General features: G+C 41.7%; 29 protein-coding genes. 13 read left to right on the top strand and 16 right to left on the bottom strand.

Annotated features, from left to right (window positions below):
- Nucleotides 1-18: 18 nt before the first annotated feature.
- A complete protein-coding gene (locus tag HNQ43_RS06405) occupies nucleotides 19-240 on the top strand; it encodes a hypothetical protein (RefSeq protein ID WP_183375956.1) in 222 nt (73 codons plus the stop codon).
- A gap of 68 nt (nucleotides 241-308) precedes the next feature.
- On the opposite strand, the gene HNQ43_RS06400 is transcribed toward HNQ43_RS06405, so the two are convergent.
- From HNQ43_RS06400 to deoC, 3 genes are read right to left on the bottom strand one after another with little or no spacing between them, the layout of a single operon-like run.
- Nucleotides 309-1175: an SDR family oxidoreductase gene (locus tag HNQ43_RS06400; RefSeq protein WP_183375953.1), complete on the bottom strand. Its 867-nt coding sequence runs from the start codon at nucleotides 1173-1175 to the stop codon at nucleotides 309-311.
- 1 nt (nucleotide 1176) lies between these two features.
- The gene (locus HNQ43_RS06395) at nucleotides 1177-2106 is read right to left on the bottom strand and encodes a class I mannose-6-phosphate isomerase (RefSeq protein ID WP_183375950.1); all 930 of its coding nucleotides are present in this window, start codon (nucleotides 2104-2106) and stop codon (nucleotides 1177-1179) included.
- Entirely contained in the window at nucleotides 2103-2792 is a 690-nt protein-coding gene (gene deoC / locus HNQ43_RS06390) for a deoxyribose-phosphate aldolase (RefSeq protein ID WP_183375949.1), read from the bottom strand. The genes HNQ43_RS06395 and deoC overlap by 4 nt, the downstream gene beginning before the upstream one ends.
- 113 nt (nucleotides 2793-2905) lie before the next feature.
- On the opposite strand from deoC, the gene HNQ43_RS06385 reads away from it, so the two are divergent.
- Nucleotides 2906-3604 carry a GntR family transcriptional regulator gene (locus HNQ43_RS06385; RefSeq protein WP_183375946.1) on the top strand — a complete coding sequence of 233 codons (699 nt, stop codon included), beginning with the start codon at nucleotides 2906-2908 and terminating at the stop codon, nucleotides 3602-3604.
- Between the two features lie 8 nt (nucleotides 3605-3612).
- Here the strand turns inward: HNQ43_RS06385 and HNQ43_RS06380 are convergent, their stop codons facing one another.
- Together HNQ43_RS06380 and HNQ43_RS06375 are read right to left on the bottom strand one after the other, a co-directional pair.
- Nucleotides 3613-4941: a hemolysin family protein gene (locus HNQ43_RS06380; protein WP_183375944.1), complete on the bottom strand. Its 1329-nt coding sequence runs from the start codon at nucleotides 4939-4941 to the stop codon at nucleotides 3613-3615.
- Between the two features lie 160 nt (nucleotides 4942-5101).
- Nucleotides 5102-5407: a hypothetical protein gene (locus HNQ43_RS06375; RefSeq protein ID WP_183375942.1), complete on the bottom strand. Its 306-nt coding sequence runs from the start codon at nucleotides 5405-5407 to the stop codon at nucleotides 5102-5104.
- A gap of 170 nt (nucleotides 5408-5577) precedes the next feature.
- Here HNQ43_RS06375 and HNQ43_RS06370 point away from each other — a divergent pair, with 170 nt between their 5' ends.
- Nucleotides 5578-6963 (top strand): sodium-dependent transporter, encoded by a 1386-nt coding sequence (locus tag HNQ43_RS06370; protein WP_183375939.1) that lies wholly within the window; start codon nucleotides 5578-5580, stop codon nucleotides 6961-6963.
- A 70-nt stretch (nucleotides 6964-7033) separates the two neighbouring features.
- Nucleotides 7034-7783 (top strand): TatD family hydrolase, encoded by a 750-nt coding sequence (locus HNQ43_RS06365; protein WP_183375936.1) that lies wholly within the window; start codon nucleotides 7034-7036, stop codon nucleotides 7781-7783.
- Here the strand turns inward: HNQ43_RS06365 and HNQ43_RS06360 are convergent.
- The 6 genes from HNQ43_RS06360 to HNQ43_RS06335 all read right to left on the bottom strand — a co-directional run bounded on the left by HNQ43_RS06360 (nucleotide 7766) and on the right by HNQ43_RS06335 (nucleotide 13314).
- On the bottom strand, nucleotides 7766-8125 hold the full coding sequence (locus tag HNQ43_RS06360; protein WP_183375933.1) for a Spx/MgsR family RNA polymerase-binding regulatory protein: 360 nt from the start codon (nucleotides 8123-8125) through the stop codon (nucleotides 7766-7768). The two genes, HNQ43_RS06365 and HNQ43_RS06360, sit on opposite strands and share 18 nt — an antisense overlap.
- Nucleotide 8126: 1 nt before the next feature.
- The gene (locus HNQ43_RS06355) at nucleotides 8127-9083 is read right to left on the bottom strand and encodes a ribose-phosphate diphosphokinase (protein WP_183375930.1); all 957 of its coding nucleotides are present in this window, start codon (nucleotides 9081-9083) and stop codon (nucleotides 8127-8129) included.
- 59 nt (nucleotides 9084-9142) lie between these two features.
- On the bottom strand, nucleotides 9143-10132 hold the full coding sequence (locus HNQ43_RS06350; protein ID WP_183375927.1) for a bifunctional UDP-N-acetylglucosamine diphosphorylase/glucosamine-1-phosphate N-acetyltransferase GlmU: 990 nt from the start codon (nucleotides 10130-10132) through the stop codon (nucleotides 9143-9145).
- Between the two features lie 96 nt (nucleotides 10133-10228).
- Nucleotides 10229-11464 carry an HlyD family secretion protein gene (locus HNQ43_RS06345; protein WP_183375925.1) on the bottom strand — a complete coding sequence of 412 codons (1236 nt, stop codon included), beginning with the start codon at nucleotides 11462-11464 and terminating at the stop codon, nucleotides 10229-10231.
- 21 nt (nucleotides 11465-11485) lie between these two features.
- Nucleotides 11486-12181 (bottom strand): ComF family protein, encoded by a 696-nt coding sequence (locus HNQ43_RS06340; protein WP_183375923.1) that lies wholly within the window; start codon nucleotides 12179-12181, stop codon nucleotides 11486-11488.
- Nucleotides 12094-13314, bottom strand: a complete 1221-nt coding sequence (locus HNQ43_RS06335) for a DEAD/DEAH box helicase (protein ID WP_244957049.1) — start codon at nucleotides 13312-13314, stop codon at nucleotides 12094-12096. Before HNQ43_RS06335 ends, HNQ43_RS06340 begins: the two co-directional genes overlap by 88 nt.
- A gap of 67 nt (nucleotides 13315-13381) precedes the next feature.
- Here HNQ43_RS06335 and HNQ43_RS06330 point away from each other — a divergent pair, with 67 nt between their 5' ends.
- Nucleotides 13382-13702 (top strand): DUF3795 domain-containing protein, encoded by a 321-nt coding sequence (locus tag HNQ43_RS06330; protein WP_183376049.1) that lies wholly within the window; start codon nucleotides 13382-13384, stop codon nucleotides 13700-13702.
- An 11-nt stretch (nucleotides 13703-13713) separates the two neighbouring features.
- Here HNQ43_RS06330 and HNQ43_RS06325 read toward each other — a convergent pair whose 3' ends face one another.
- From HNQ43_RS06325 to HNQ43_RS06305, 5 genes are all read right to left on the bottom strand, one after another.
- The gene (locus tag HNQ43_RS06325; protein WP_183375920.1) at nucleotides 13714-14493 is read right to left on the bottom strand and encodes an alpha/beta hydrolase family protein; all 780 of its coding nucleotides are present in this window, start codon (nucleotides 14491-14493) and stop codon (nucleotides 13714-13716) included.
- 13 nt (nucleotides 14494-14506) lie between these two features.
- Nucleotides 14507-15307, bottom strand: a complete 801-nt coding sequence (locus tag HNQ43_RS06320; protein ID WP_183375917.1) for a Cof-type HAD-IIB family hydrolase — start codon at nucleotides 15305-15307, stop codon at nucleotides 14507-14509.
- A 177-nt stretch (nucleotides 15308-15484) separates the two neighbouring features.
- Complete coding sequence (locus HNQ43_RS06315; RefSeq protein ID WP_183375914.1) at nucleotides 15485-16660, bottom strand: aminotransferase class I/II-fold pyridoxal phosphate-dependent enzyme; 1176 nt, start codon at nucleotides 16658-16660, stop codon at nucleotides 15485-15487.
- 57 nt (nucleotides 16661-16717) lie between these two features.
- Nucleotides 16718-16936, bottom strand: a complete 219-nt coding sequence (gene rpmE, locus HNQ43_RS06310) for a 50S ribosomal protein L31 (RefSeq protein WP_183375912.1) — start codon at nucleotides 16934-16936, stop codon at nucleotides 16718-16720.
- 84 nt (nucleotides 16937-17020) lie between these two features.
- Complete coding sequence (locus tag HNQ43_RS06305) at nucleotides 17021-17743, bottom strand: DNA/RNA non-specific endonuclease (RefSeq protein WP_183375910.1); 723 nt, start codon at nucleotides 17741-17743, stop codon at nucleotides 17021-17023.
- 129 nt (nucleotides 17744-17872) lie between these two features.
- On the opposite strand from HNQ43_RS06305, the gene HNQ43_RS06300 reads away from it, so the two are divergent.
- From HNQ43_RS06300 to HNQ43_RS06265, 8 genes are all read left to right on the top strand, one after another.
- Nucleotides 17873-18874: a helix-turn-helix transcriptional regulator gene (locus tag HNQ43_RS06300; protein WP_183375907.1), complete on the top strand. Its 1002-nt coding sequence runs from the start codon at nucleotides 17873-17875 to the stop codon at nucleotides 18872-18874.
- A 65-nt stretch (nucleotides 18875-18939) separates the two neighbouring features.
- Nucleotides 18940-19248, top strand: coding sequence for an HIRAN domain-containing protein (locus HNQ43_RS06295; RefSeq protein WP_183375905.1), 309 nt, complete (start codon nucleotides 18940-18942; stop codon nucleotides 19246-19248).
- A 1-nt stretch (nucleotide 19249) separates the two neighbouring features.
- The gene (locus HNQ43_RS06290) at nucleotides 19250-20224 is read left to right on the top strand and encodes a serpin family protein (RefSeq protein ID WP_183375903.1); all 975 of its coding nucleotides are present in this window, start codon (nucleotides 19250-19252) and stop codon (nucleotides 20222-20224) included.
- Complete coding sequence (locus HNQ43_RS06285; protein WP_183375901.1) at nucleotides 20221-20565, top strand: hypothetical protein; 345 nt, start codon at nucleotides 20221-20223, stop codon at nucleotides 20563-20565. The genes HNQ43_RS06290 and HNQ43_RS06285 overlap by 4 nt, the downstream gene beginning before the upstream one ends.
- Nucleotides 20559-21092: an ATP-grasp domain-containing protein gene (locus HNQ43_RS06280; protein ID WP_342353966.1), complete on the top strand. Its 534-nt coding sequence runs from the start codon at nucleotides 20559-20561 to the stop codon at nucleotides 21090-21092. Before HNQ43_RS06285 ends, HNQ43_RS06280 begins: the two co-directional genes overlap by 7 nt.
- A 73-nt stretch (nucleotides 21093-21165) precedes the next feature.
- Nucleotides 21166-21963 (top strand): hypothetical protein, encoded by a 798-nt coding sequence (locus tag HNQ43_RS06275; RefSeq protein WP_183375897.1) that lies wholly within the window; start codon nucleotides 21166-21168, stop codon nucleotides 21961-21963.
- 183 nt (nucleotides 21964-22146) lie between these two features.
- Entirely contained in the window at nucleotides 22147-22368 is a 222-nt protein-coding gene (gene relB, locus HNQ43_RS06270) for a type II toxin-antitoxin system RelB family antitoxin (RefSeq protein ID WP_183375895.1), read from the top strand.
- A complete protein-coding gene (locus HNQ43_RS06265; protein ID WP_280525463.1) occupies nucleotides 22361-22636 on the top strand; it encodes a type II toxin-antitoxin system RelE family toxin in 276 nt (91 codons plus the stop codon). Before relB ends, HNQ43_RS06265 begins: the two co-directional genes overlap by 8 nt.
- The last annotated feature ends 628 nt before the right edge of the window (nucleotides 22637-23264 follow it).

Here is a 23264-nt window from a genome sequence, read left to right as displayed (position 1 = left end):
AAAAAGGAGTTGAGAAATATGTGTACATTCAGTGAAGGATTATGGAACCAGGCATGGGGCCAAGCGTTCAGTACAGGAATTAGCCAAGGCAAAAATATGGCGCTGCAGGAAAGTGTTCGCAATCTCATGAAGAATCTCCCGGATATGACATTGGAAAAAGCACTGGAAATTTTAGATATCCCGGCTGAACTGCGCGAATCACTCCAGAACGATCCAGAATTCAACAAAAACATTTCCTAACTCACGATCCTCTCCATGAGGATCTTTTTTTTGACAAAAGAAAAAGGCCCCAAGCGGAGCCTTAGGATCTAGATCCAGCCAAAATCTTTTAAAACTTCTTCGACATTTTCTTCAAAGGTGCCAAACGTAATGCCATAGCCTTTCAGTTTGGCCGCATCCAAACGATAATCGCGGAAGCGATCGGCATAACGTTTTGTATTCGGCAAGATCAATTCTTCAATGGCTTTAGGATCACAACCCAAACGGTTTGCGACATAAAGAGCCGATTCATACGTCGTCTTATCGTTTTCACAAGCCACATGATAGGTGCCGGCCGGCAATTCCGAGATCTGTTTGAACTGCTTAGCCAAGTATTTGGCATAGGTCATGCATCTTCTTTCGTTGCATGTGAACAAGGTCGGCTGATGATGGATCAGTGCATTCATGACATTTTTGACAATGCTCGGACTGGCCTTGATGCCATCAAAAGAAAGTCCCATCATCCAGGAATAGCGCAAGATCACGGCATCTTCCAGTTCCTGATGGATGTATTTTTCGCATTCGATCTTGTTTTGTCCATAAACAGTCACGGCACATGGTTCTTGATCTTCTTTGATCGGTCCTTCGTTGACCAAACCATTAAAGACTTGTTCCGTAGAACAGAAGATCAGACGAGCCTTTTTTTCTTTACACGCCCGGATGATCGACTGGGTCGATTCCACATTGATCTTATGCGCCAGATCCGGTTTTTCTTCACAAAGAGCCGTCGTCGCATTGGCTGCCGTATGGAAACAAATATCAAAATCTTGACGGGAAACAAAGTCATAAACTGCATGCGGATCGCTGAGATCGGCATCCTTGCGGGTCATCTTGATCCAGTGAAACTGGTCTTGATTCTCGCGCACGATATAACTGGCCAAGTATCCATTGGCTCCGGTTACTAAAATTGTTTTCATCTTAGTCCTTCTTTCTCGGTTGGCTGAATAAGACATGAGCCCCTTTTTTCAATGTCACTTCCTGCGCACTGTGAGGGATGAAAAGACTGTTATAGCGGGCCACTTCGATCGTTTGATCTTTCCAGATGACCTGGATCTTTTCTTCGCCTACATTCGAGAGAATGCCATAAGTATCCTGTACATCGATCACTTGATCCTGATCGGCATAGATTTCATCGACGGTTAAAACCGGCGTATCGCCTAAGCGATGCGTCTTGTGCTGGGCCGGTACAAAGTGCGGTTCTTTGGAAAAGTCAACCACATCAAAACTTTCCTTTAAATGCAGCGGGCGCGCATTTCCCTGCGCATCCGTGCGGCCATAATCATAAAAGCGATACGTCGTATTGGAATTGGTGCCCACTTCCAAGGCAACGATATCTTTTCCCAACGCATGAAGCATTCCGTCCGGGATCGTGATATAGTCGCCTTTTTTGACAGGCCAGTGTCGTAAATACTGATCTAACGTATGATCTTCCAGGGCTTTGCGGATCACTTCCGGATCCGAGACGGTCGTTCCTGCGACCAGGTTGGCGCCTGGTTTCGCATCCAAGATATACCAAGTCTCAAATTTTCCATTATCCTGTGCATGTTCCCAGGCATATTCATCATAAGGATGGACCTGGATGCTCAATCTGTCGATGGAATCCAGGTACGCCAAGCGAAGCATTTCATGAAGGCCGTAGCCTTTTCCCAGCATCCCTTCGGGATCGCGGTCGATCAATTCTTGAAGCGTGACACTTTCTTCCAGATTGGTCACTTCATTGGTGCAGTAAGGATGTGCGGAGACTTCCCACCACGTTCCATAATTTTGATCATACCCGCGGGCTTGACTTAATGTATTGCCGCCCCAGATCGTATAATCCGGGATAGGTTTTAATAAGAGGGGTTTCATGCGTTTGCCTCTTCAAATTCTTTTAAGATCTGGATACTGGAGCTGGTTCCGATGCGGGTAGCACCGGCATCGATCATTGCTTTACATGTCTGCCAGCTGCGGATGCCGCCGGCGGCTTTGACCTGAACTACGTCTCCTACGGTATCTTTCATCAGTTTTACATCTTCTGCCGTGGCCCCGCCGGTTCCAAATCCGGTGCTGGTCTTGATGAAATCAGGTTTTACTTCTTTGGCGATCTCGCTCAATTTCTGGATCTCTTCTTTTTCCAAATAACAGTTTTCAAAGATGACCTTGCTGAGGACATGATGTTCTTTACAGATGGCCACGATCTTTTCCATCTCGTCTTTGATGTAGTCCCAATGATGCATCTTCGCCTGTCCGATATTGATGACATAGTCGATCTCATCGGCTCCTTGTTCGATCGCATGACGACATTCAAATAATTTCGTTTCCAGCCCGCATTGGCCTAACGGGAATCCAATGGCAGCGCCGACATGCACATCGCTGTCTTTGAGCTGTTCTTTACAAAAAGCCGTCCATTCCGTATTGATGGCTACCATCGCCGTATTCATTGCCTTAGCTTCGTCACAAAGTTTCGCAAGATCGGCATCGGTCGCATACGCTTTTAAAAAGGTATGGTCAAACAGTTTCGCAAGTGATTCTTTTGTCAGATTGGATGAATTCATATCCAATACCTCCTTTTGTCAAGGACAATGTATCATTATGTAATGTTTATGTCAATATAAATTGACAGAAATAAATAAAATGTTACTATTATGTATAGAAGGTGGTGGCATTTATGTCCGCAATGTATCTAGATATCCGCAACGATCTGCTCGATAAGATCGATTCCGGCTTTTATCCGGTAGGTGAAACCATTCCCACAGAGATGGAACTGGCCAGCCAATACCACGTCAGCCGGCCGACGATCCGTCAGGCCATCAGTTTGCTGGTTGACCAAGGCATCTTGGAAAAGCGCCGGAAACGAGGAACCATCGTTTGCGCTCCTAAGATCGATCAGGGATTTACCCAAACCATCAGCAGCTTTGATTCCGAGATCCATCAAAAAGGACATTCGAGCCAAACCAAAGTGCTGACGTTTCAAAAAGAAGAAGCCTCGGACGAGATCAAAGAGATCTTGCGATGCGATGAAGTCTTGAAACTGGTCCGTTTGCGCTATATCGATCATACGCCCAATGTCTTTGTGACGACCTACATGCCCTATCCCTTGTTTGCGCATTTTCTGGATCTGGATTTCAGTAAAGAATCTTTCTATGATCAATGTGCCCGCTGCGATCATCCGATTGCCTCGATCACTCGTCATTTAGAGGTGGTCAGCGCCGATGAGACATTAGCCGACTTGCTGCAGATCAACCAGAAAGATCCGCTGTTTTATTTTCATTCTTACGGAAGGGATCCCCAAGGAATTCCGATCGAATACTCGATCTCAAAATATCGGGGCGATACCAATTCCTTTACCTTTACCCTAAAAAAATAAGAGGAGAATCAATCGTTCTCCTCTTCGTTTTGTTTTTGGGGTTTTGGTTTCAAGCGAACCACCGCTTCGTCTATGCGGTGTTCCGTTCCCATCTTCGCTTTGATGATCATTTCTTCCAGATCCAGCTCAAAGCTTTCGTTATCATCCGGCAAACTGCCGCCTAAGGCATCCAGTACATAACCGCTGAATGTATCGTATTCTTCATCGCTGAGCTGCAGCCCTAAAATCTTATTGACATCCTCCAGCATGGCATCTCCCTGGATTCGCCACATGTTTTCTTCTAGTAAGAGGATACCGTCAGATTCGCTGGACTGTCCTTCTTCATCCAGATCTTCCACTAATAAGACCAAAAGATCGCGCAACGTGACAACCCCGACAAATCCTCCATATTCATCCAAGACGACCGCAAAAGATTTTTTTGTCTGTTTCATCTTTAATAAAAGATGATCGGCTTTCATACCCTCTAAGACAAACAAGGGCTTCAATACCGCATTCAAGAGCACTTCTTCTTTGGTGCGGTTGGCCATACGAAGATACTTTTTGGCATCCAATACACCTACGATCTGATCCTGGTTTTCGCGATAAACCGGATAACAGTCAAAAGATGTCTGGTTGATTTCTTCGTCCCATACGCTCAATTCATCTTCGACATCCAATGCGACTACATCTTTTCGATGCGTACAGATTTCTTCCAAGGTCACATCATTGAAATCAAAGATGTTTTGGATCATCACATTCTCATCTTGTTCTATCTGTCCTTGGGAAAGGCTTTGATTGACCATCATACGAATCTCTTCTTCGGTCACTTCTTCTTCCTCGTCCGGATCGATGCCGCAAAGACGAAGAACCAAATTGGTACTGTTGGTCAATAACCATACCAAAGGGGCAAAGGCTTTAGAGATAAAAGATAGAGTCCCCGACAAAGCATAAGATACCTTTTCTTTATTCTGCATCGCGATTCGCTTCGGCACCAATTCCCCGAATACGATCGAGAAAAAGGACATGATCAAAGTGATCACCAATGGACAAAAAGAACGCAGTGTGGCCTCCGAGATCGGAATGTTCCAGGAATTCAAGAGTTTCACCAAAGGATCCGCAAAACTATCTGTCGCATAGGCACTACCTAAATATCCTGCCAACGTAATGGCTACCTGAATCGTTGCCAAAAACTTTGATGGATTCTCGACTAACTTCATCAAGATCTTGGCGCGACGATTCCCTTCTTCGGCACGTGCTTGTAACGTCGCTCCGTTCATGGAGACGACGGCGATCTCCGCGCCGGCAAAGATCGCATTCACGCAGATCAAGACGACCTGCAATCCTAACGCAAAAAACATAATATCCTCCAAAAATGCACAAAAAGACATAGCCTGATGGAATTCAGGTTATGTCTTTCTTTTTTATTGTTTCCCCGTGCAACTTCGACCGGGGTCTTCTGTGCTACTCATACTGACGAAAGTTTATCAAAACTTGTATCGGATGTCAATTCCCGCAAAATCACCGCGGTTTTTCAATCTTCTGCTTATATTTTTGGAACAGACGATATTGTCCCAGGATACAAAGGATCCCCAAAAGAATCAGGAAGAGAAACCCGGCCACCCCTCCTAATAAGAGATATACCCCGCTGTCCGCAAAAAGAAGAGCCCCAAAAATAATATCAAGCTTCCCTTGTTCCGTAATATATTCTGAAGTCCAAGATTGACTGCGAAAATCTTCACGCAAATTGATCATGCGCTTTCTGCAAATCATATAGATCCCATAGAGAATATAGAAGATTCCCGGAAAACACAAAGCGATCACCATAAAGAAAGCCTCCTCTGTTTTTATCGTATCATAGATATCTTGTCTTAATTCTTACATTTTTCATAAACCTTGTCTTTTTTTACATGGATTTCCTGATTTTCATTGAAATCCTTTTCATAATAGTATTTAATGAAAGATACGACTAGAAACCTTATCAAAGGAGGTCTCATATGGATAAGAAAACTTCTTCAAGTTCGCAAAATAGTCGAGGCAAGTTTTCAGGACGGATCGGTTATGTAATGGCCGTTGCCGGATCAGCTGTCGGCTTGGGAAATATTTGGCGTTTTCCCTATTTAGCCGCCAAATATGGCGGCGGGATCTTTTTGCTCGTGTATCTGATCCTGGTGGTTACATTAGGCTATGCCTTGATTGTATCAGAAACTGCTCTAGGGCGAATGACAAAAAAGAGTCCGGTAGGTGCCTTTCATGTTTTCGGCAAGACCTTGCCTTTTCGTTTAGGCGGCTGGTTCACTGCCATCATCCCCATGTTGATTTGCCCTTACTATTGTGTTATTGGCGGCTGGGTCCTGAAATATCTCTTTGATTATGCCTTGGGCAATGCGACCTTGTTAGCCCAGGACGGAACATTCTCTGCTTTTTTATCCTCTTCAGGCAGTGTAGAACTTTGGTTCATCCTGTTCTCTGTCCTAGTGTTTTCCGTCATCTTGGGCGGCGTCAATAAAGGTGTTGAACGAGTTTCCAAGATAATGATGCCGATCCTGATCGTATTGGCCATTATTGTTGCCATCTACTCGGTCACTCGTCCTGGTGCCTGGGAAGGAGTTAAATACTTCTTGATCCCTAACTTTGACAATTTCTCCCTAATGACTGTGGTTTCGGCAATGGGTCAAATGTTTTATTCCCTCTCTATCGCCATGGGAATCTTGATCACTTATGGTTCCTATATCGAAAAAGATGTCGATATAGAAAAGAGTACTTCACAAGTTGAATTTTTTGATACCGGCGTTGCCTTGTTGGCAGGTCTGATGATCATTCCGGCTGTCTTCGCTTTTTCCGGTGGCGATATGTCTACGTTGCAGGCTGGCCCATCTTTGACCTTTATCACTTTACCGAAGGTATTCTCCAGCATGGGAATCGGGACCTTTGTCGGAGTTGTCTTCTTCTTAATGTTCCTGTTCGCAGCCTTGACCAGCGCGATCTCTTTGTTGGAAACAAGCGTATCCACTTTGGGTGACGAACTCCACTGGAGCCGCAAAAAATCTTGTGTGTTCATGGCGGTTGTTATGATTATCTTGGGAACTTGTTCTTGTTTAGGATTTGGCGTCTGGGATTCGATTCGGATCTTCGGAATGCAGTTCTTAGATTTCTTTGATTTCTTAACGAACTCAGTCATGATGCCAATATCGGCCTTAGCAACTTGTTTCTTGGTTGTGAAAGTCGTAGGTTTAAAGAAAATCGACGAAGAGATTGAGATTTCTTCGCAGTTCAAGCGCAAAAAAATCTATCACTTCATCATCAAATATGTGGCGCCGATCTGTATCACGATTATCTTATTGAGCTCTGTCGCCAATGTTCTAGGCTGGATTACAATGTAGAAAGTGCAGAATTCCTGCACTTTTTCTTTGTCTGCGCTGTTATAATAAATAAGATCAGGAGGAATGAACAATGTATACAGACTCTCATGCTCATATCACTTGCGACCCCCTTTATGAAAGAATCGATGAAGTTTTAGAAAATATGGATTTAGTTTCCCGCTGCATGATCATGTGCACTACACTAGAAGAATTCCATAGAGCTCAAAAAGTCAAAGATAGAGACCCGCGATTTAAGGTAGCCTTGGGATGGTTTCCTTCCGATGCCAAAACAATAACATCAGAGGACTTAAAAGCTCTTTACGATCTGGCCGCCGCTAAACAAATCGACTGTTTAGGTGAAATCGGTCTAGATTATTATTGGGATACCAGTTTCAATGACCTGCAAAAAGAACTCTTTATTCAACAAATTGAAATAGCCAATCAAACACATCTGCCTATTTCGATCCATATGCGCGATTCCACTAAGGATTGCCTAGAGATATTAAAAAAACATGCCCGAACGCGAATCATCTTTCACTGTTTCAGCGGCAGCGTAGAGACCATGAAAGAATGCCTGAAGATGGATTCACTGATTTCTTTTGCGGGCCCTTTAACGTTTAAAAACGCCCGTCATGCACCCGATTGTGTATTGGCTTGTCCAATCGAACGCATTTTGACAGAGACAGATTCACCCTATTTGACACCAGTACCCTATCGAGGCAAACAAAATGAACCGAAGTATGTCGAATATGTCGCAAAAAAAATCTGTGAACTCAAAGGACTGAATGAGTCGCTTCTTTGTTCACAGATTGAATCTAATTTTTTAAGCCTTTTCCAATAATGCGTATTCTTTTTCTTTTTTTCCTACGATAATTGTATCCCCTTGGATCACAATGGGGCGTTTGACCAACATACCATCGCTCGCCAGCAGCTCTATCAACTCTTTTTGAGAAGCGCTCTGGCGTTTTTCTTTGACATTCAGTTCACGATATTTCATCCCGCTGGTGTTGAACAGTTTATCAAGAGACACTCCTTGATCGATCCAGCTTTGGATCTCTTCCTTGGTCGGATTGTCTTTGGTGATATCACGGTAGGTCGCATGGATCCCCAAATTTTCTAAAGCTTGATACGCTTTCTGGCAAGTAGAGCACTTGGGATATCCAATAAACAATGTCTCTTTCATGTTATCGTTCAAAAGCGTGCGACAAAGCCGTACTCAAAGAAGAGTTGGTTTCTACCGCTTGGATCAAGGCTGAAATCAATGGAGCTACGGAAAGAACGACTTCCTGCGGAAGATTTTTGACATTCTCACTTTGATCAATCGTATCGGTACAGACAAATTCTTTAACTTCGCTGTTGCGTAAGCGTTCTACAGCCGGTCCGGACAAAACGCCATGACTGCAAGCCGCATAAACATCTTTGGCTCCCTTTTTCTTTAACATTTCAATTCCTGATACCAAGGTGCCAGCCGTATCGACCATGTCATCGATCAAGATAGCCGTCTTGCCTTCTACATCCCCTAACAAATTCATAGCCACTGCGACATTTGGTCTTGGACGGCGCTTGTCGATAATCGCAACCGGAGCGCCCAAAATATCGGCCAAATTACGAGCACGGACGGTTCCGCCATGGTCCGGACTTACGACAACCGGATCTACGATATCGGCTTTATGTTTGAAATAATCACCGATCAAGCCCATGCTTGTGATGTCATCAGCCGGGATATCAAAGAATCCTTGGATCTGATTAGCGTGCAAATCCACTGTAACGACGCGGGTAGCTCCTGCTTTTTCTAATAAGCTGGCCACCAGTTTAGCGGTGATTGGCTGACGCGGTTTTGCTTTTCGATCTTGTCTGGCATATCCGAAATAAGGAATCACGCAGTTGATACTGGCAGCGGAGGCACGCTTGCAGGCATCAATTCCAATTAAGATCTCCATTAAGTTGTCATTGACAGGACGGTTTGTACTCTGAATGAAATAAACATGTTTTCCTCGAACACTTTCTCCCAGTTCAAAAAGAATCTCACCATCCGCAAAATGATTGGTTTTGGATTTCCCAAGCGGCATATTTAATTCTTCGCAAATTTTCTGAGCCAATTCCTGGCTGGATGATAAACCAAATACGATTGTGTTTTCCATGATTGTTCCTTCCCTTTCTCTACAGTCGTTTTTGTACTTCCTTAAAACCAGATCGTCGGTTATCCTGAATGGATAAACGCCATCGGTCCTACTTTTTCTTGACTTTTGACGCTCGTACCAACCACCTTGCTGGAATCAATCACAGCACCTTCTCCTATGATCGCATCCTCTATTATGGAACCCGGCAAAATCGTGACATAGTCATGGATGATCGTTTTCCCTAAGATTTCTACATTCGGTCCGATCAAGACATCGTGTCCAATCTGGACATCTTTGCCGATCACAGTTCTTTGTGGGTCAACGATTTGGACGCCTTGCCTCATCCATTCCAAGTTGATCTTGTCGCGCATCCAGGTATATGCTTTATATAATTCTATACAGTCATTGATTCCCATGACTTCATCACGGTCTTCAATGACCATCCCATTGACTTTCTTTCCTTGTGCAGCCAAGATCTTAACCATATCAGTCAAGTAATATTCCTTCTGAGCATTGTTTGGCTGCAACTCATGAATATGGTTAAAGAGATCCTCATTCTTGAAACAATACATTCCGGCATTGATTTCTTTGACTTTCAATTGCTCCGGCGTACAGTCTTTTGCTTCCACTATGGCTTGAACTTGCCCTGTTTCATCGCGAATGATACGGCCATAATGTGCCCCGTCATCCAGAATCGATGTCAACAAGGTCAAGGAAGCATCCTGGTTTGCTTGAAAGAGCTTCTCTAAAGTTTCCGGCTGAATACACGGCCCATCCCCATTGATTACCAAGGTATCCCCTGTGGCATCTTTGAGTTGCTGACATTGCATCACGGCATGTCCCGTCCCTAATTGCGGCTCCTGCAAGGCAAACTCACAATCGGGAAACGCTTCTTGGATCGTCTGGGCCTGGTAGCCGACCACGATCACGATTCGTTCGACTTGTACCGCCCGCAAGGCATCGATGATATATCCTAACATCGGCCGATCGATAATTGGATGCATCACTTTGCTTTGGAAAGACTTCATCCGCGTTCCTTTTCCCGCTGCCATTACGATGGCATTCCGCATGCGATCACCGTCCTTTACCATTCTTTAACTATTCACTTCTAACATCTTAACAAAATTTCCTGATTTATTAAAGAAAGAAAAAGGGTTTTTCAACCCTTATTCCAGCTCATTGATCTGCGATTGAATCTGCGAGATCTGAGAATTGATCTCATCGACCGCACTTTGTGCCTGATCGACTGCACTTTGTGCCTGACTGACAGCTTGGGAAGCACTATTCAACTGATCTTGCGATACTGATGGTGCATTATTCACTTCTCTTTGTGCCTGTTCAAGAGCATCGTTTAAAGAAGGCCAGTCGACTTTATAAATATTATCCAATTCAATCAGTTCTTCTTCGGTGATCGTGCCCGCACTCTGCTTGTTCAAGAGCTCTTGACGACGTGCTTCACACTCATCGACAGCCGCCTGTGCGCTTTCCAGATTCGCCTGGGCATTCGCGGCATTTTGCGATTGTTCCACTAAGGCATCATATTCCGATTGACGAGTCGTCAATGTGCTTTTGGCGGAATCCAAAGTAGACTGAGCGCTGCTAAGCTGCGTCTGCAAAGTAGAAAGTTTTGCGCGCAGTTCTGCGATTTCCGTATTGTTGTTAGAAGAATCTTTCTTTTCGTCCGATTTCGCCCGAGCCAACAATTCATCAAAAGTATAGCCTGTACGACTCTTCAACAAATCATCGATTTCTTCTTTTTGCTCATCGCTTAGACGGTTGTAATACTCTTCCATATCTTCAATGCCGGTAAAATCATCATCCACCGTATCCAGCCAGTCCATAATACGCTCATAGGCCACTGCCTGGCGATCATTTTCAGTTTCTGTATTTTCTCCAATACCATTCAACAAAACATACGCACCGGTTCCAATCACCGCTACGACTAAAAGCGATACTAAAACTGCCAAAACGATTTTTACCGTTTTATCGTTCTTTTTCCGCATCTTGGCCACTGGTTTTTTTGAATGTCCTTTGACTTCGCGTCTCAGTTTCGGCCCTTGTTCTTGTTCTAATAACGATTGGATCTCATCATCATTGATCACAACGGTCTTATTCGTAAGTTCTGTTTGTTCTTCGATCTGATCAGGATCGAACATCACAGTCTCGCCCGCTTCCGATTCTGCCTGCTGAGGGCGAGCAGGACGCAAAACTATGGTATCATTTGCAGTTGGAGTTTTTGTCTCCTGCGTATCATCCACATCGATCATGTTGATTTGTTGCGTATACTTATCTTGACGACGCTTTTTAGCCGCAAAACCTTCCATTTTTTCTTCCAAAGCTCCATCCGCTTCAAAAGAATCTAAAAGTTTTGAAATTTCATCGTTTTCTTTTCTTCCTGCCATATATTTCTCCTTGGCATCATTCTACCAAAAGGAACTCTTTTTTTCTATACCCATTGATGCATGAGCTTGCAGCCATTTTGGATGAGCAGCCAAAACAAAAACACACTGCGGATTCAAAAGTTGACAAGCCGCTTCCAAACTGGATCCGGTCGTACAAACATCATCCACTAACAAAATCTTTTTGTTCGATAAAGAATATAGCTCTTTTCGTTTTAAGATTGCCTGGATCTGTTTTCGCTTAGTCTTCGATTGCGCACTTTGTTTGACGGGCTTCGTCTTGTAAAGCGGAGAAAGCACTTCGATCCCATAGGGCTTAAAAAGTTCGATCAAAGGTTCAAAACCGCGATAGAGTCGATGCTGGTCACTTGAGCATAAACCACAGACCTGATACTTTTTCATTATTTTTAGACGCTCTTGGACTCTTTCCAAAAAGACCGGTGCCAGCAAAATATCTCTTTGTTCTTTATAGCGAAAGAACAGTCTCTCTAAAAAATCATCGTATTGATATAAAATATGCCATTCTCGGTTTTGAATCCGGAAGATCTTCCGGATAGGCTTAAACTGTTTTTGACAGTCCGTACAGATTTTTCGATGTTTCGCATAGAGATCCTCGAAAGAATGTATCTCATCTAAGGAGGCATTGCAGATGAGGCAGAATCGTTCATCCACTCTAAGAGTTTGATGCATTCGCGAACGGATTGACTCGCATACTGACATAGACAGACTCCTTTCCCTGCTGGGTCATCAAACGTTCTTCCGATACGGCCAAAGATCTGAATCAGACTGGCTGTGCTGAAAACGATATGTTGGGCTTGATAAACAGCAACCTGCACGCTGCCAATCGTGATGCCGCGTTCTAATAAGGTCGTGCACACTAAAACATCGTATTGTTTTTGACGGAAGGCTTCCAAGATCTTATCCTTATCGTGCGTTGCCGAATGGATTCCTACAGCTTTGCATACTAGGCGCAAAACCCAAGCCATCCAGAAACAATCTTGTCTTCTAGGAACAAAAACCAACACTTGTTTATGTTCTTTTTGACAACGGGCACAAAAGATCAAAAGATAGAGAACTTGCCTCCAAGGATCTCTTTGAATCACTTTAGGAATCACCAGAGGGTGTTTGTGCGGTCTTTCAAAAAGTTTGACAACCTCCATTTTTCCGGCCTCGATCTGAGCCAAAATTTCAGAAGAAGGTGTGGCACTCAAATAAAGTTTCTGCCCAATGCACGAAAGATCTACAATGGCTTCTAATAAGGTATTGCCGGCATATGGAAAAGCGTCTACTTCATCCAGGATAAGCAAATCAAAACCATATGGATAGCGATAGAGCTGGTGCATCGTACAAACGATCAAATCCGCATCCGTCACCTGGGTATAATCTTGAGCCACTTCTACAACACTGAGCTCACAAAAGGCTTTGCGTAAGCGCTCGGCAATCTCTAAGACGACTTGACGACGACTGATCGCAAAAGCCACTTTCTTCCCTTGGGATAAATAATAAGAAATGCTGGCGAAGGTAATCTCAGTCTTGCCGGCTCCTGTTGCGGCATAGACAAAAACATCTCTTCCTTGTTTTAGATAATTCAACGTTTTTGTCGAACATTGTTTCTGTTTTTCTGTCAGTGCATAGGTAAGCTTTGGTTTTCCTTTCCATATTCGATGCGATAAATGACACGGTTCAATGGTATCGCCAACTTGCACGCGGGAAAAGACGATGCATTTGCGGCAGTAATACACACCCTTGTCATAGGCAAAGAAGTTCGGATCTTCATTTTGGCAGCGAGGACATTTCATATTTCTAAATACGACAAAAAAGATGATTCGTGACAGCTTCATACGATTGTCCATTATAGAACCTCTTGGTGAATGATACACTTTGAAATAGAAACAGAGGATTGCATTATGAACAAAAAAAATTGCCTATTGCGGATTGAATTGCCAAACCTGTGATGCATACTTGGCAACCATCCACAACGATCAAAAGCTAAAGGAAGCCACCGCCAAAAAATGGGCCCGGCTCAACCAGGCTCCTATTTTGCCGGAACACATTCACTGTGAAGACTGCCGTATGCCCGGAGCGAAAACAATATTCTGTGAAACGATGTGTGAAATCCGAAAATGCGCCATAAAAAAAGAAGTCTCCACCTGCAAAGACTGTTCCAACTTAGAGACTTGTCGAACCATAGAAAGCATTCTGAAACATAATCCATCCATCATAAAGAATTTAAAACAATAAGATGCATCGGTTCACAGCTTCTCTTGAATCCAATCCACGATCTGCTCCAGCAAAGCATACAGCGTGGCATAGTTTCCCGTCTTGGCTAAAAAGGTATGGTCCGCATGTTCAATGATACATAAATCGGTCGATCGATCTTTTCGTTGTTGCACAAAATCATAACTGTTGGCTGGATCTACGGTAGGATCTTTTGCGCCTACACAGACCAATATCGGATTCTTATAATGATCAATTGTATCATTTTGAATAGACAGATCTTTTAAAAATGAAGAAAACACCAATTCTACACGCCCATCACTGGTGGACATGATGGTATACCCTTGAGATTGGATTTCCTTTTCTTTTTCAACGGGCAAAGAAAATGCCCCTGGTTGATTTATTTTTAAAGCCCCATTCAGTGTAATGATACAAAAACTGGGAAGATCTGCGCATAAGATGGCTATACGCCCTCCTAAGCTATGCCCTAATAATCCGATTCGGTCGGATAGAATATTTGGGTCATTTTGAAGCCACGCAAATGTCGCATGTGTTTCCTTGATACACATATCAACTCCATACATTTGGCGGGAGGCACGATTTTCTCCCATACTGCAGAAATCAATACGTGCACTGGCTATCCCGTGTTCAGCCAAGTACTGCGCACTCTTTTGGAGCAAATGCCCATCGCCTTCTTTGTAGGACAAGAATCCATGCAGACAAAGCATACAAGGATAAGGGCCCAAAGTATCCGGATAGGTGAGAATCATTGGAAGTTCATGATCCTCACAAGGAATAAACAATCTTTTTTCCATGGACTTTTCCTCCTTAGTCGATCAGCCGAAACTGCCGCAAGGTCAAAGCGATGCTGTCTTGATCGCTTGGACCACAAATAAAATCCGCATAGGCAAACAAATCAGGATCGCTGTTTTCCATGGCAACTCCAATTGTCGCTTCTTGGATCATTTCTTTATCATTTAAAGAATCTCCAAAGGCCATATAAGGGGCCTGTTCCATATGCCAATATTTTAACAGAGATTCAATTCCTTTGACTTTGCTTACTCCTTCTTTGATCAAATCGACAATGCAACCGGATGATTTTTGCGTTTTAACAGTTGGAATTTGTAAGAAATCAGAGTAGTCATAGTCATACCCTTTAAATAAAGAAATCATATCAACAACATCCTCTGGATCCCAATCTCGAATCTCGTTTGGAATCTGTACATGAAACTGTTCTAAAACACGCATAGCTGCTGGATCTTTTTGGGTTAAAAATGCAGAGCTTCCATTGACATACAAACACAGATTTTTTTCTTTGGCAATGGAGAAGATCCGTTTCAATTCCGCATTCGAAAAACCGTTTTTTTCGATCAATTGAATCTGTTCATCATAGACGGTATTCCCTGCACTTCCAATAAACCCGTCCCATTGTACACCATCAAAAATCGAAAGTTCCTGTGCCATTCGCAAAGGTCGTCCAGAACACAGGGCAATTTTATACCCTCTTTCTTTTAATTTTCGCATGGCTTTCATCGTCGAAGGAAGAACTTTGTTTTTTTCATGATCATAATACGTTCCATCAATATCTAAAAATACGGCTTGAATCTGTTCTTTGATCTTTTTTTTCATTGTTGCTCAACCTCTTTTGTCTTAAACATTATAATGTTTTGATCGAATAAAAGAAAGTCAAACTTCAGATACTTATATTGAGTTCATCAAAGAAAAAAACACAATACGCGGATTTTTATCCAAATATTGTGTTTTTTATTCAAACAGTTTGACGAATCAATAATTATCCACTTCTTGTTACTGGGTTTGAAAAATCTTAGATTTTTGAATGCGGTCAGCAGCCTCCTTGATCTTATCCGCATCTTGAACCAAGGCAATTCGAATATATCGCGATCCTTGTTTACCAAACGATTGTCCTGGAGTCACAACGATCCCGGTCTTCTCTAAAAGATCCGTGACAAAGGCCAAAGAATCAGGATAGTGATCCGGGATCCTTGCCCATGCGAACATCGTAGCTGGACTTTTGGGAATCTCCCATCCGACCTTTTTAAATTCTTCACAGATCAGATCGCGCCGGTCCTGATAGGCCTGGCAAGTGGAACGGATAGATTTTCCTCCGTGGCGTAAAGCTTCAATACCGGCATATTGTACAGGCAAAAAGATTCCATAATCCATATTGGATTTTAAAGTGTTATAAACTTTGATGATTTCACGATTTCCCACACAGACCCCAAGTCGTGCCCCGGCCATTCCAAAGGTCTTAGAAAAAGAATTCAATTCGATCCCGATTTCTTTCGCGCCTTCAAAAGACAAAAAGCTCTTTCCTATCTTGCCATCAAAGACCAGTTCGCTATAGGCATTGTCGTGCAATACGATGATGTCGTATTTTTTCGCAAAAGCGATCAGGTCTTCATAAAAAGAATCCGGAGCAATCGCACAAGTCGGATTGTTAGGATAAGAGACGATCATCATTTTGGCTTTTTGGGCAATCTTAGGATCGATCGCATCAAAATCAATCAGATAATCATTTTCTTCCAACAGCGGCATATATTCTACGCTGGCATTGGCAATCTTAGGGCCGTCATTGAAGATCGGATAGTAAGGATCTGGCACCAGAACGATGTCTCCGGCATCGCAAGTAGCCAAAAACAAAGTGCTTAAAGCTTCCTGGGACCCTTGAAGACAAATCATCTCATCATCTTCGAGCTGGACCCCATAGCGGTTTTGATACCAGTCATGAATTGCACTTTTCATTTCCGGCAATTCATTGATCGCATACTTATAGTTTTCCGGGACACAAACTGCATCCTGCAAAGCTTTCATAATAGATGGCTCTGGAGCAATATTGGGCGATCCAACAGAGAAATCAATGGTGTCTTTCCCTGTTCGTTTCGAATAATCTAATTTCATCTGTTTAAGTTCTGTAAAGATCGATGGAGCAAAAACCTCCATGCGTTTGGACGGAATATGCATATGTTCACCTCTATCTAAAGAAAAAACAGCGTGTTCTACGCTGTTTTTATTGTATCACTATTGACCGTTTTTCAGACCATATTTCTTGTTAAACTTCTCAATACGTCCTTGAGCAGCTGCGAAACGTTGACGACCAGTGAAGAATGGGTGACAGTTACTGCAAGTATCTACACGCAATTCGTCTTTTTTGATCGTACTTCCTGTTTCAAATTCAGCGCCGCAAGAGGTACAGATACATTTAACACGATGGTAATTCGGATGAATTCCCTGTTTCATGTGTATCCTCCTTCCGCCTTAAACTTCGGTTGAGTTTAAAGTAAGTGCGCAAGCATCATACCATGGACACGACAGGATTTCAAGCTATTCTTCCCAATTTTCACCCGTACGATAATCAATCTCAATGCCGGGCTGCACATTGTAAGCATAGACATTGAATGCCAAAGACGCGCAGTCATCTTCGACGGAACATGCCTGCATATGAACGCCGGAAGCGACCAGATCATCCGAATCCTCATAGATCGGCGTCACTTCATACAAAACATGTTGCCCAGTCGATTTTACATAGGCAGCCACTTCGTCTTCATATGGAAGCATACCTTCCACATTCATGTAACGTGTTCCCGTAATTAAATTCTGGGAATTCGCATTCTCTCCTGTCAATTGAAAACCAATCAGATGACAGCGATTATAGACCCATTCTCCGGATACGAAATCATATTTCTCGTTTTCCCAGCCCGAGGGTTTGACAGAACTGATGCTGGTGCGTTTTTTGGTCGGCATCGTATCCAGACTGACGCTGGCCTCGGCCTTGCCGCACCGCCCCAAGGCATCCAACTCACTGTATGATTCATAGGAAGTCTGAGCTTCTTCGATCTCATATTCTTCAAAATCTGGAACATTGTCATTGATCTCGATGGTTGCATGCCCGCTATACTCGGGCAAAGAATCCAGATCGATCTCTTCGGCAAGAACAGAAACATCGCCGCTCATCCCGCCCCTTGGTTTTTCGTGCGGAAAACTCAAATAAGCAATCCATACAATCAAACATAAGATCACTAAAAAGATGCCCCAGCTTTTTTTCATCGCACAACCTCCTGTTCTTTTATTATTTTACTGAAGAATGATTTGCTTGCCAACTGTCCCAAAAAAAGAACCTCGTAATGTTGTGGCGCAGGAACAGACGTGCTATTCTCGAGATAGGAGAAAACAACTATGGCAAATGTACGAAAAGGTGAAAATCAAAAACTAAAAATGTTGTATCTGGTCAAGATTTTATCGGAAGAAACCGATGACCTGCATGGCTTGACCATGCCTCAGATCTTAGAAAAACTGGCAGACTATGGTGTTAATGCAGACCGGAAAACGGTCTATGTAGATTTGGATGAATTAAGAAGATTTGGCTTCGATATTCTTTCCGGGAAACAAGGAAAACACTATTATTATCATTTAGGTTCCCGAGAATTTGAACTTCCGGAATTAAAACTCTTAGTGGACTCGGTACAATCTGCCAAATTCATCACCGATAAAAAATCCAAAGAACTGATCAAAAAGCTCGAATCTCTTGTCAGCAAGTATGAGGGCAAACAGCTTCAAAGACAGGTGGTGATCTCGGGCCGGGTCAAAACGATGAACGAAAGCATCTACTACAATGTCGATCAGATCCATGAAGCCATTGGAAAGGAATGTCAGATCCAATTTAAATACTTCCAGTGGAATATCAAAAAAGATATGCAGCTAAGAAAAAACGGATCGAACTACCAAGTCAGTCCCTGGGCCTTGATGTGGGACGATGAAAATTATTACTTGGTTGCCTACGATGAAAAAGAAGATAAGATCAAACACTACCGGGTCGATAAGATGTTGAAGGTGGAAGTGACGCCGGTGCCTCGAAAAGGAAAAAACAAGTTCAAGGAATTCAAATTGCCAAGATACACCAAGAGTCTATTCGGCATGTTCAGCGGCATCGAGACCAATGTGACCATTCAGGCCGAAAATGATAAAGTCGGCATCCTGATCGATCGCTTTGGCAAAGATATCCCCATCACCCCAATCGATGAAGATCATTTTAAGACCACGGTCCCCGTCTCCGTCAGCAATCAATTCTTAGGCTGGATCATGTCTTTGGGACAAGGAATCCAGATCACTGGCCCGGAATCGGTTGTCCAACAGATGAAAAATGAGATCAAACGGTTAAAAAATCAATATCCTATTTAGATAAGTCCAATTTTTAGTACATGTGACCTCCTATAATAAAGATACAAAGAAAGGAGGTTGTTCGTATGAGAAAACCGATCTATTTTACGATTGCTGGTACCAATCACTATTACGGATCTGATTTTATGAAGGTCGGTATGCCGGTTCGTTTGGTCAAAGATCGCAAAAACGACTATGACAACGAAGCCATAGCCGTCAAGATGGATGGTCTTGATACTGTGGGATATGTAGCGAACAGCCGTTATACCGTTCTGGGTGAAAGCTACAGTGCCGGACGTCTTTACGATAAGATTCACAAGAATGCCAGGGGTACGATCCTCTATGTTTTACCGCAAGGTGTTGTCTGCCGTTTAGACGAAAGAAGCTTACGATAAGATGTTGGATCTAGAAGATATCCATCGATTCACATCCATTTGTTTTAAGAGAACTGCTTATGGACAAGATGCAAACCCCCTTATCTCTCCTTTGTCCATCTTGTCAGTTCTCTTTCTTTTAGCAGAAGCAACCCAAGGTAAAACTAAAAATGAGATCTTAAATTCCATCCACTGTAACTTATCAAATCAAGACATACAAAAACTATTCGAAACAAGCAAGGCCTGTCGCACATCCAATGAGATCCATATACAAAAAGATATCTTTGATACATTGGTTCCTAATTTTATTCAACGCTTTACGGGCAAGATCTGTAAAACAGATGATTTAACGGGACTCATCAATTTTATCAACACCATCTCTTTTGAAAGTACTTGGTCAAAACCATTCAAAGATATCGATAGAGACTGGTTTACCAATCAAGATGGTTCCAAAAGCCGATGTCAAATGATGCGCAGAATTGAAAGAATGTATATCGAGAATCAATCTTTTACAGGGTTCATCAAAAGCTATACATCAGCAGATGCGTTTATGGCTTTATTGCCCAAAGAAAAGAATTATGACTCTTTATTAAGAAGTATAGAAGAGTGCAATTTCACACAACTTTTTAATTCTGCTTATCCGGCAGATGTCGAAATTGCCATGCCCCAATTTGAATCCCAATACGAAACAGATCTTACGAATTTCTTACGAGACCTGGGTATCCATGAATTGTTTACAGAGGCAGCTGATTTTTCAGGAATGACTTCAGTGCATTTACGAATTGAAAAAATACTCCATGAATCTCAGATCAAATTTTCTCAAATAAAGACCGTGGCATTCGCGAAAACCATTGCGACCATGGATTACGGAATTGATTTTGAATATGATTCAAGAAGTGTAATTTTAAATCGACCCTTTATTTATGCAATCATGCATTTTGATTCTGTCACCCAACAATTTATCCCTGTCTTCGTAGGAGTTTTAAACCAGCTATGAAAACACTATTATTCCCTTCATCCTTTTTCGATAGAAATCAAGTCGATGAAGACCTTAAAACTGAATACGATGCAGCTCTTCAAACAAAAGAATTCGACATTCTTTTATTTGACTATGATGCCTGGTTCAACAACAGAAAACTAAAGCTTTCTTCTATTCCTGAAAACGAAACATCTGCGGTCTATCGGGAATGGATGATGACTCCAGAACATTATTCTGCGTTTTATCAACAGTTACGCAAACAAAACATAAGCTTAATCACAACGCCAGAAATGTATGAAGAGTTTCATCTGTTCCCTCATATCTATCCAAAGATCAAAGAGGATACACTCGCATTTTAACAGTTCCTCTTTATCAGAGAATCTATATTCAGGATGTTCTCAAAAAATTTCCTAAGTTTATCGTCAAAGACTTTGTGAAATCTGTTAAAGATTCTCGTTTCCCTAAGTATTTTGACGCAAGCTTTGATCAAAACCAATTTGATCGGTATATGAAAGAGTTCTATCAATACCGGGGAAATCTTCTGACTGGAGGCATCTGTATCAAGGAATATGTGGATTTGAAAAAATATGAAAACCATACAAACGAAGTCCGAGTCTTCTATTTTGATCAAAACATCATCAGTGTTTGTCAAAACTCAGACCAGCCAGAAAACGCTCCTATGCCTCCTGTTGAGCTGATCCAGAAATATCAATTTCTAGACAGCCGCTTTTACACCATTGATTACGCAGAGCTTAAAGATGGTTCCTGGATCATCATAGAGACTGGAGATGGATCTGTATCGGGAATTCCGCCTAAACAAGATCTAGAAGAATTCTATAAATCATTGTGTCGAATCATTCAAAAAAGAAAGGATGTATTACGGTGAAAGTATTGGAACAAATAGACTGTATAATATATATGGCGGGATTATTATTGTTTATCTAAAAAGGATCTTCATTATGTTAAAAAAGAAATCGCTCATTTTTATCATTATTCTTATTCTATGTTTTGTTGGATATCAGTATGTTTATCCAAACTATCAGAAAAGTCTTATTGATGGAAAAGTAAAAGAACAAATCCAATCAGACTTCATCTCTCCTCTCCAACAAGATCTGAAAACTTGCGGGATGGATGATGTTACAGTATCCCTAGGTTCATTAGAAAAAAATCTTGATTTTGAAGAATACAAAAGTTATTACTTTTCAATTATTGTTTCTTCTGACTCTTTAGAAGACTATGAAAATATAGAAACAAACGAAGATCTTGCCAGAGAATTGTTCTTTACTATGAAAGAAATGGATCACATTTATCAAAGTAAGTATAGTGACTATAGAAATCGATTAAGCCTAGATGATGAAAGTACTGTCCAAATCAGTTTTAAAAGTGATACGGGATACTTTTCAATCTCTGGCAATGATCACTCTTATGGATTTGATGATCATAGTTCTTGTTTTAGTTCATTAAGCGTTGATAAAGAACCGTTTTACATTTATTGGAAAGATACTAACGAATACGAATATTTTGATGCGCCAGATCCTAGCCATTGTGATATCTCCACACCATCTCAAAAAGAAGATAAACCAAAACAAGAAAACAGTCCTGATTCTTCAAACAAAGGTTTTTCCTGGAGCACTTATAACGACGGTTATAATGCCGTGATTGAAGATGGAGATTATGACTATGACTTATACAGTGAAGACAGTGATTATAGAAATGGTGTAGATGATGCTCTGGATGAGCTAGGAGAAGATTATTAATCGAAAATTATGCCAATAAGATAACCATCTCATAAAAATCAACCATTAAGCTCATTAAGCATATCGATAAAATATATATTTTAAAGTGAAATCAATTTATTATAAAAATTGGGACTTTTGATTGATAATCTGCATCGATGTGATACAATGTATTACACAAGAGGGAGAAAAAGGGCGATACATATGAGTACATCTATAAGAATGACGGAAAGGGAACAAGAATTAGTAAAGAGTTATGCTAAAATTCATGGCATTTCTGTAGGAGAAGCATTTAAAAGAGCACTTTTTGAAAAAATAGAAGATGAATTTGATATTGCAGAAGCAGAACTGGCTTACGATGAATTTTCAAAAGATTCCAAAACATATTCTTTGGATGAGGTAAAGGAGATGTTAAAAATTGGATAAAAAATATCACGTTGAATTTTCTAAAAGAGCGCTTAAAGATTTAAAAAAAATGGACGGTTACACCGGAACAATGCTCGTTAATTGGATTAACAAAAATTTAGAAAATTGTGAAAATCCTTTTTTTACAGGGAAAGCTTTAAAAGGAAATCTCATTAATTTCTGGCGATATCGTGTAGGAGATTATCGAATTATCGCAAATATTGAAGATGAAAAACTCATCATTTTATTAGTGAAAATTGGGCATCGCCGGGATGTCTATAAAAAGTGACAAACCCGCCATGGGACTCTTAGAGAGCCCCATGGTTTAATGATTTGTTCTAATTTAACCCAGGATAAAGAAGTTAAAGAGATCCTCGAAAACCTCGACTAGAAAAGAGCTAACATAGATTACATATGTCGACTCTTATTGGATATCCACAAAGTTTAAAGGGTCTAGTTAACTGGGTTCTGACAAATCATCAATCAAAATTTAATAGAATCGTTCATAAGATAGCGCTCAATCCAATAGAATATCAAACTTTCACTTTAATCGAAATAGGATCCTATGAGCACGTAGAGATGACGCTTTCACACGAGAGATTCCTCGTCCGGATAAAGAGATTCGCAAACCAAAAAAAAAGAGGCAACTATAAAAAACTAAAAAGAGTCGGCAATTGCATGCAATAAAAAAGCTCCTGGAAGATATCAAGATTTTCTCGCTGCATCTCTTGATATTTTAAGAGCAGCTGAAATCTGTCACTGACTATGGTTTTGAGATCTCATTTCCAAAACCCTTTTAATATCTCGCATAAAAAAAACACCTGGGTATCCAAAATAATTAGGGGTCTTCAATTTGGGGGTCTATTTAGGGGTCAATCTAGGGGACCATTTTAGGGGTCTGTGAATTGACCCCTTTT

The sequence above is a fragment of the Faecalicoccus acidiformans genome (assembly GCF_014202635.1).
In the GTDB taxonomy this organism is placed as follows: Bacteria; Bacillota_I; Bacilli_A; order Erysipelotrichales; family Erysipelotrichaceae; genus Faecalicoccus; species Faecalicoccus acidiformans.
The sequence above is the reverse complement of the archived record's forward strand: the minus strand, read 5'-3'. Positions and strand labels throughout refer to the sequence as shown.

Excerpts from the sequence above, each read along its gene's own strand:
- HNQ43_RS06405 (WP_183375956.1), top strand. The coding sequence starts at position 19 with ATGTGTACATTCAGTGAAGGATTATGGAACCAGGCATGGGGCCAAGCG.
- HNQ43_RS06400 (WP_183375953.1), bottom strand. The coding sequence starts at position 1,175 with ATGAAAACAATTTTAGTAACCGGAGCCAATGGATACTTGGCCAGTTAT.
- HNQ43_RS06395 (WP_183375950.1), bottom strand. The coding sequence starts at position 2,106 with ATGAAACCCCTCTTATTAAAACCTATCCCGGATTATACGATCTGGGGC.
- deoC (WP_183375949.1), bottom strand. The coding sequence starts at position 2,792 with ATGAATTCATCCAATCTGACAAAAGAATCACTTGCGAAACTGTTTGAC.
- HNQ43_RS06385 (WP_183375946.1), top strand. The coding sequence starts at position 2,906 with ATGTCCGCAATGTATCTAGATATCCGCAACGATCTGCTCGATAAGATC.
- HNQ43_RS06380 (WP_183375944.1), bottom strand. The coding sequence starts at position 4,941 with ATGTTTTTTGCGTTAGGATTGCAGGTCGTCTTGATCTGCGTGAATGCG.
- HNQ43_RS06375 (WP_183375942.1), bottom strand. The coding sequence starts at position 5,407 with ATGGTGATCGCTTTGTGTTTTCCGGGAATCTTCTATATTCTCTATGGG.
- HNQ43_RS06370 (WP_183375939.1), top strand. The coding sequence starts at position 5,578 with ATGGATAAGAAAACTTCTTCAAGTTCGCAAAATAGTCGAGGCAAGTTT.
- HNQ43_RS06365 (WP_183375936.1), top strand. The coding sequence starts at position 7,034 with ATGTATACAGACTCTCATGCTCATATCACTTGCGACCCCCTTTATGAA.
- HNQ43_RS06360 (WP_183375933.1), bottom strand. The coding sequence starts at position 8,125 with ATGAAAGAGACATTGTTTATTGGATATCCCAAGTGCTCTACTTGCCAG.
- HNQ43_RS06355 (WP_183375930.1), bottom strand. The coding sequence starts at position 9,083 with ATGGAAAACACAATCGTATTTGGTTTATCATCCAGCCAGGAATTGGCT.
- HNQ43_RS06350 (WP_183375927.1), bottom strand. The coding sequence starts at position 10,132 with ATGCGGAATGCCATCGTAATGGCAGCGGGAAAAGGAACGCGGATGAAG.
- HNQ43_RS06345 (WP_183375925.1), bottom strand. The coding sequence starts at position 11,464 with ATGGCAGGAAGAAAAGAAAACGATGAAATTTCAAAACTTTTAGATTCT.
- HNQ43_RS06340 (WP_183375923.1), bottom strand. The coding sequence starts at position 12,181 with ATGTCAGTATGCGAGTCAATCCGTTCGCGAATGCATCAAACTCTTAGA.
- HNQ43_RS06335 (WP_244957049.1), bottom strand. The coding sequence starts at position 13,314 with ATGGACAATCGTATGAAGCTGTCACGAATCATCTTTTTTGTCGTATTT.
- HNQ43_RS06325 (WP_183375920.1), bottom strand. The coding sequence starts at position 14,493 with ATGGAAAAAAGATTGTTTATTCCTTGTGAGGATCATGAACTTCCAATG.
- HNQ43_RS06320 (WP_183375917.1), bottom strand. The coding sequence starts at position 15,307 with ATGAAAAAAAAGATCAAAGAACAGATTCAAGCCGTATTTTTAGATATT.
- HNQ43_RS06315 (WP_183375914.1), bottom strand. The coding sequence starts at position 16,660 with ATGCATATTCCGTCCAAACGCATGGAGGTTTTTGCTCCATCGATCTTT.
- rpmE (WP_183375912.1), bottom strand. The coding sequence starts at position 16,936 with ATGAAACAGGGAATTCATCCGAATTACCATCGTGTTAAATGTATCTGT.
- HNQ43_RS06305 (WP_183375910.1), bottom strand. The coding sequence starts at position 17,743 with ATGAAAAAAAGCTGGGGCATCTTTTTAGTGATCTTATGTTTGATTGTA.
- HNQ43_RS06300 (WP_183375907.1), top strand. The coding sequence starts at position 17,873 with ATGGCAAATGTACGAAAAGGTGAAAATCAAAAACTAAAAATGTTGTAT.
- HNQ43_RS06295 (WP_183375905.1), top strand. The coding sequence starts at position 18,940 with ATGAGAAAACCGATCTATTTTACGATTGCTGGTACCAATCACTATTAC.
- HNQ43_RS06290 (WP_183375903.1), top strand. The coding sequence starts at position 19,250 with ATGTTGGATCTAGAAGATATCCATCGATTCACATCCATTTGTTTTAAG.
- HNQ43_RS06285 (WP_183375901.1), top strand. The coding sequence starts at position 20,221 with ATGAAAACACTATTATTCCCTTCATCCTTTTTCGATAGAAATCAAGTC.
- HNQ43_RS06275 (WP_183375897.1), top strand. The coding sequence starts at position 21,166 with ATGTTAAAAAAGAAATCGCTCATTTTTATCATTATTCTTATTCTATGT.
- relB (WP_183375895.1), top strand. The coding sequence starts at position 22,147 with ATGAGTACATCTATAAGAATGACGGAAAGGGAACAAGAATTAGTAAAG.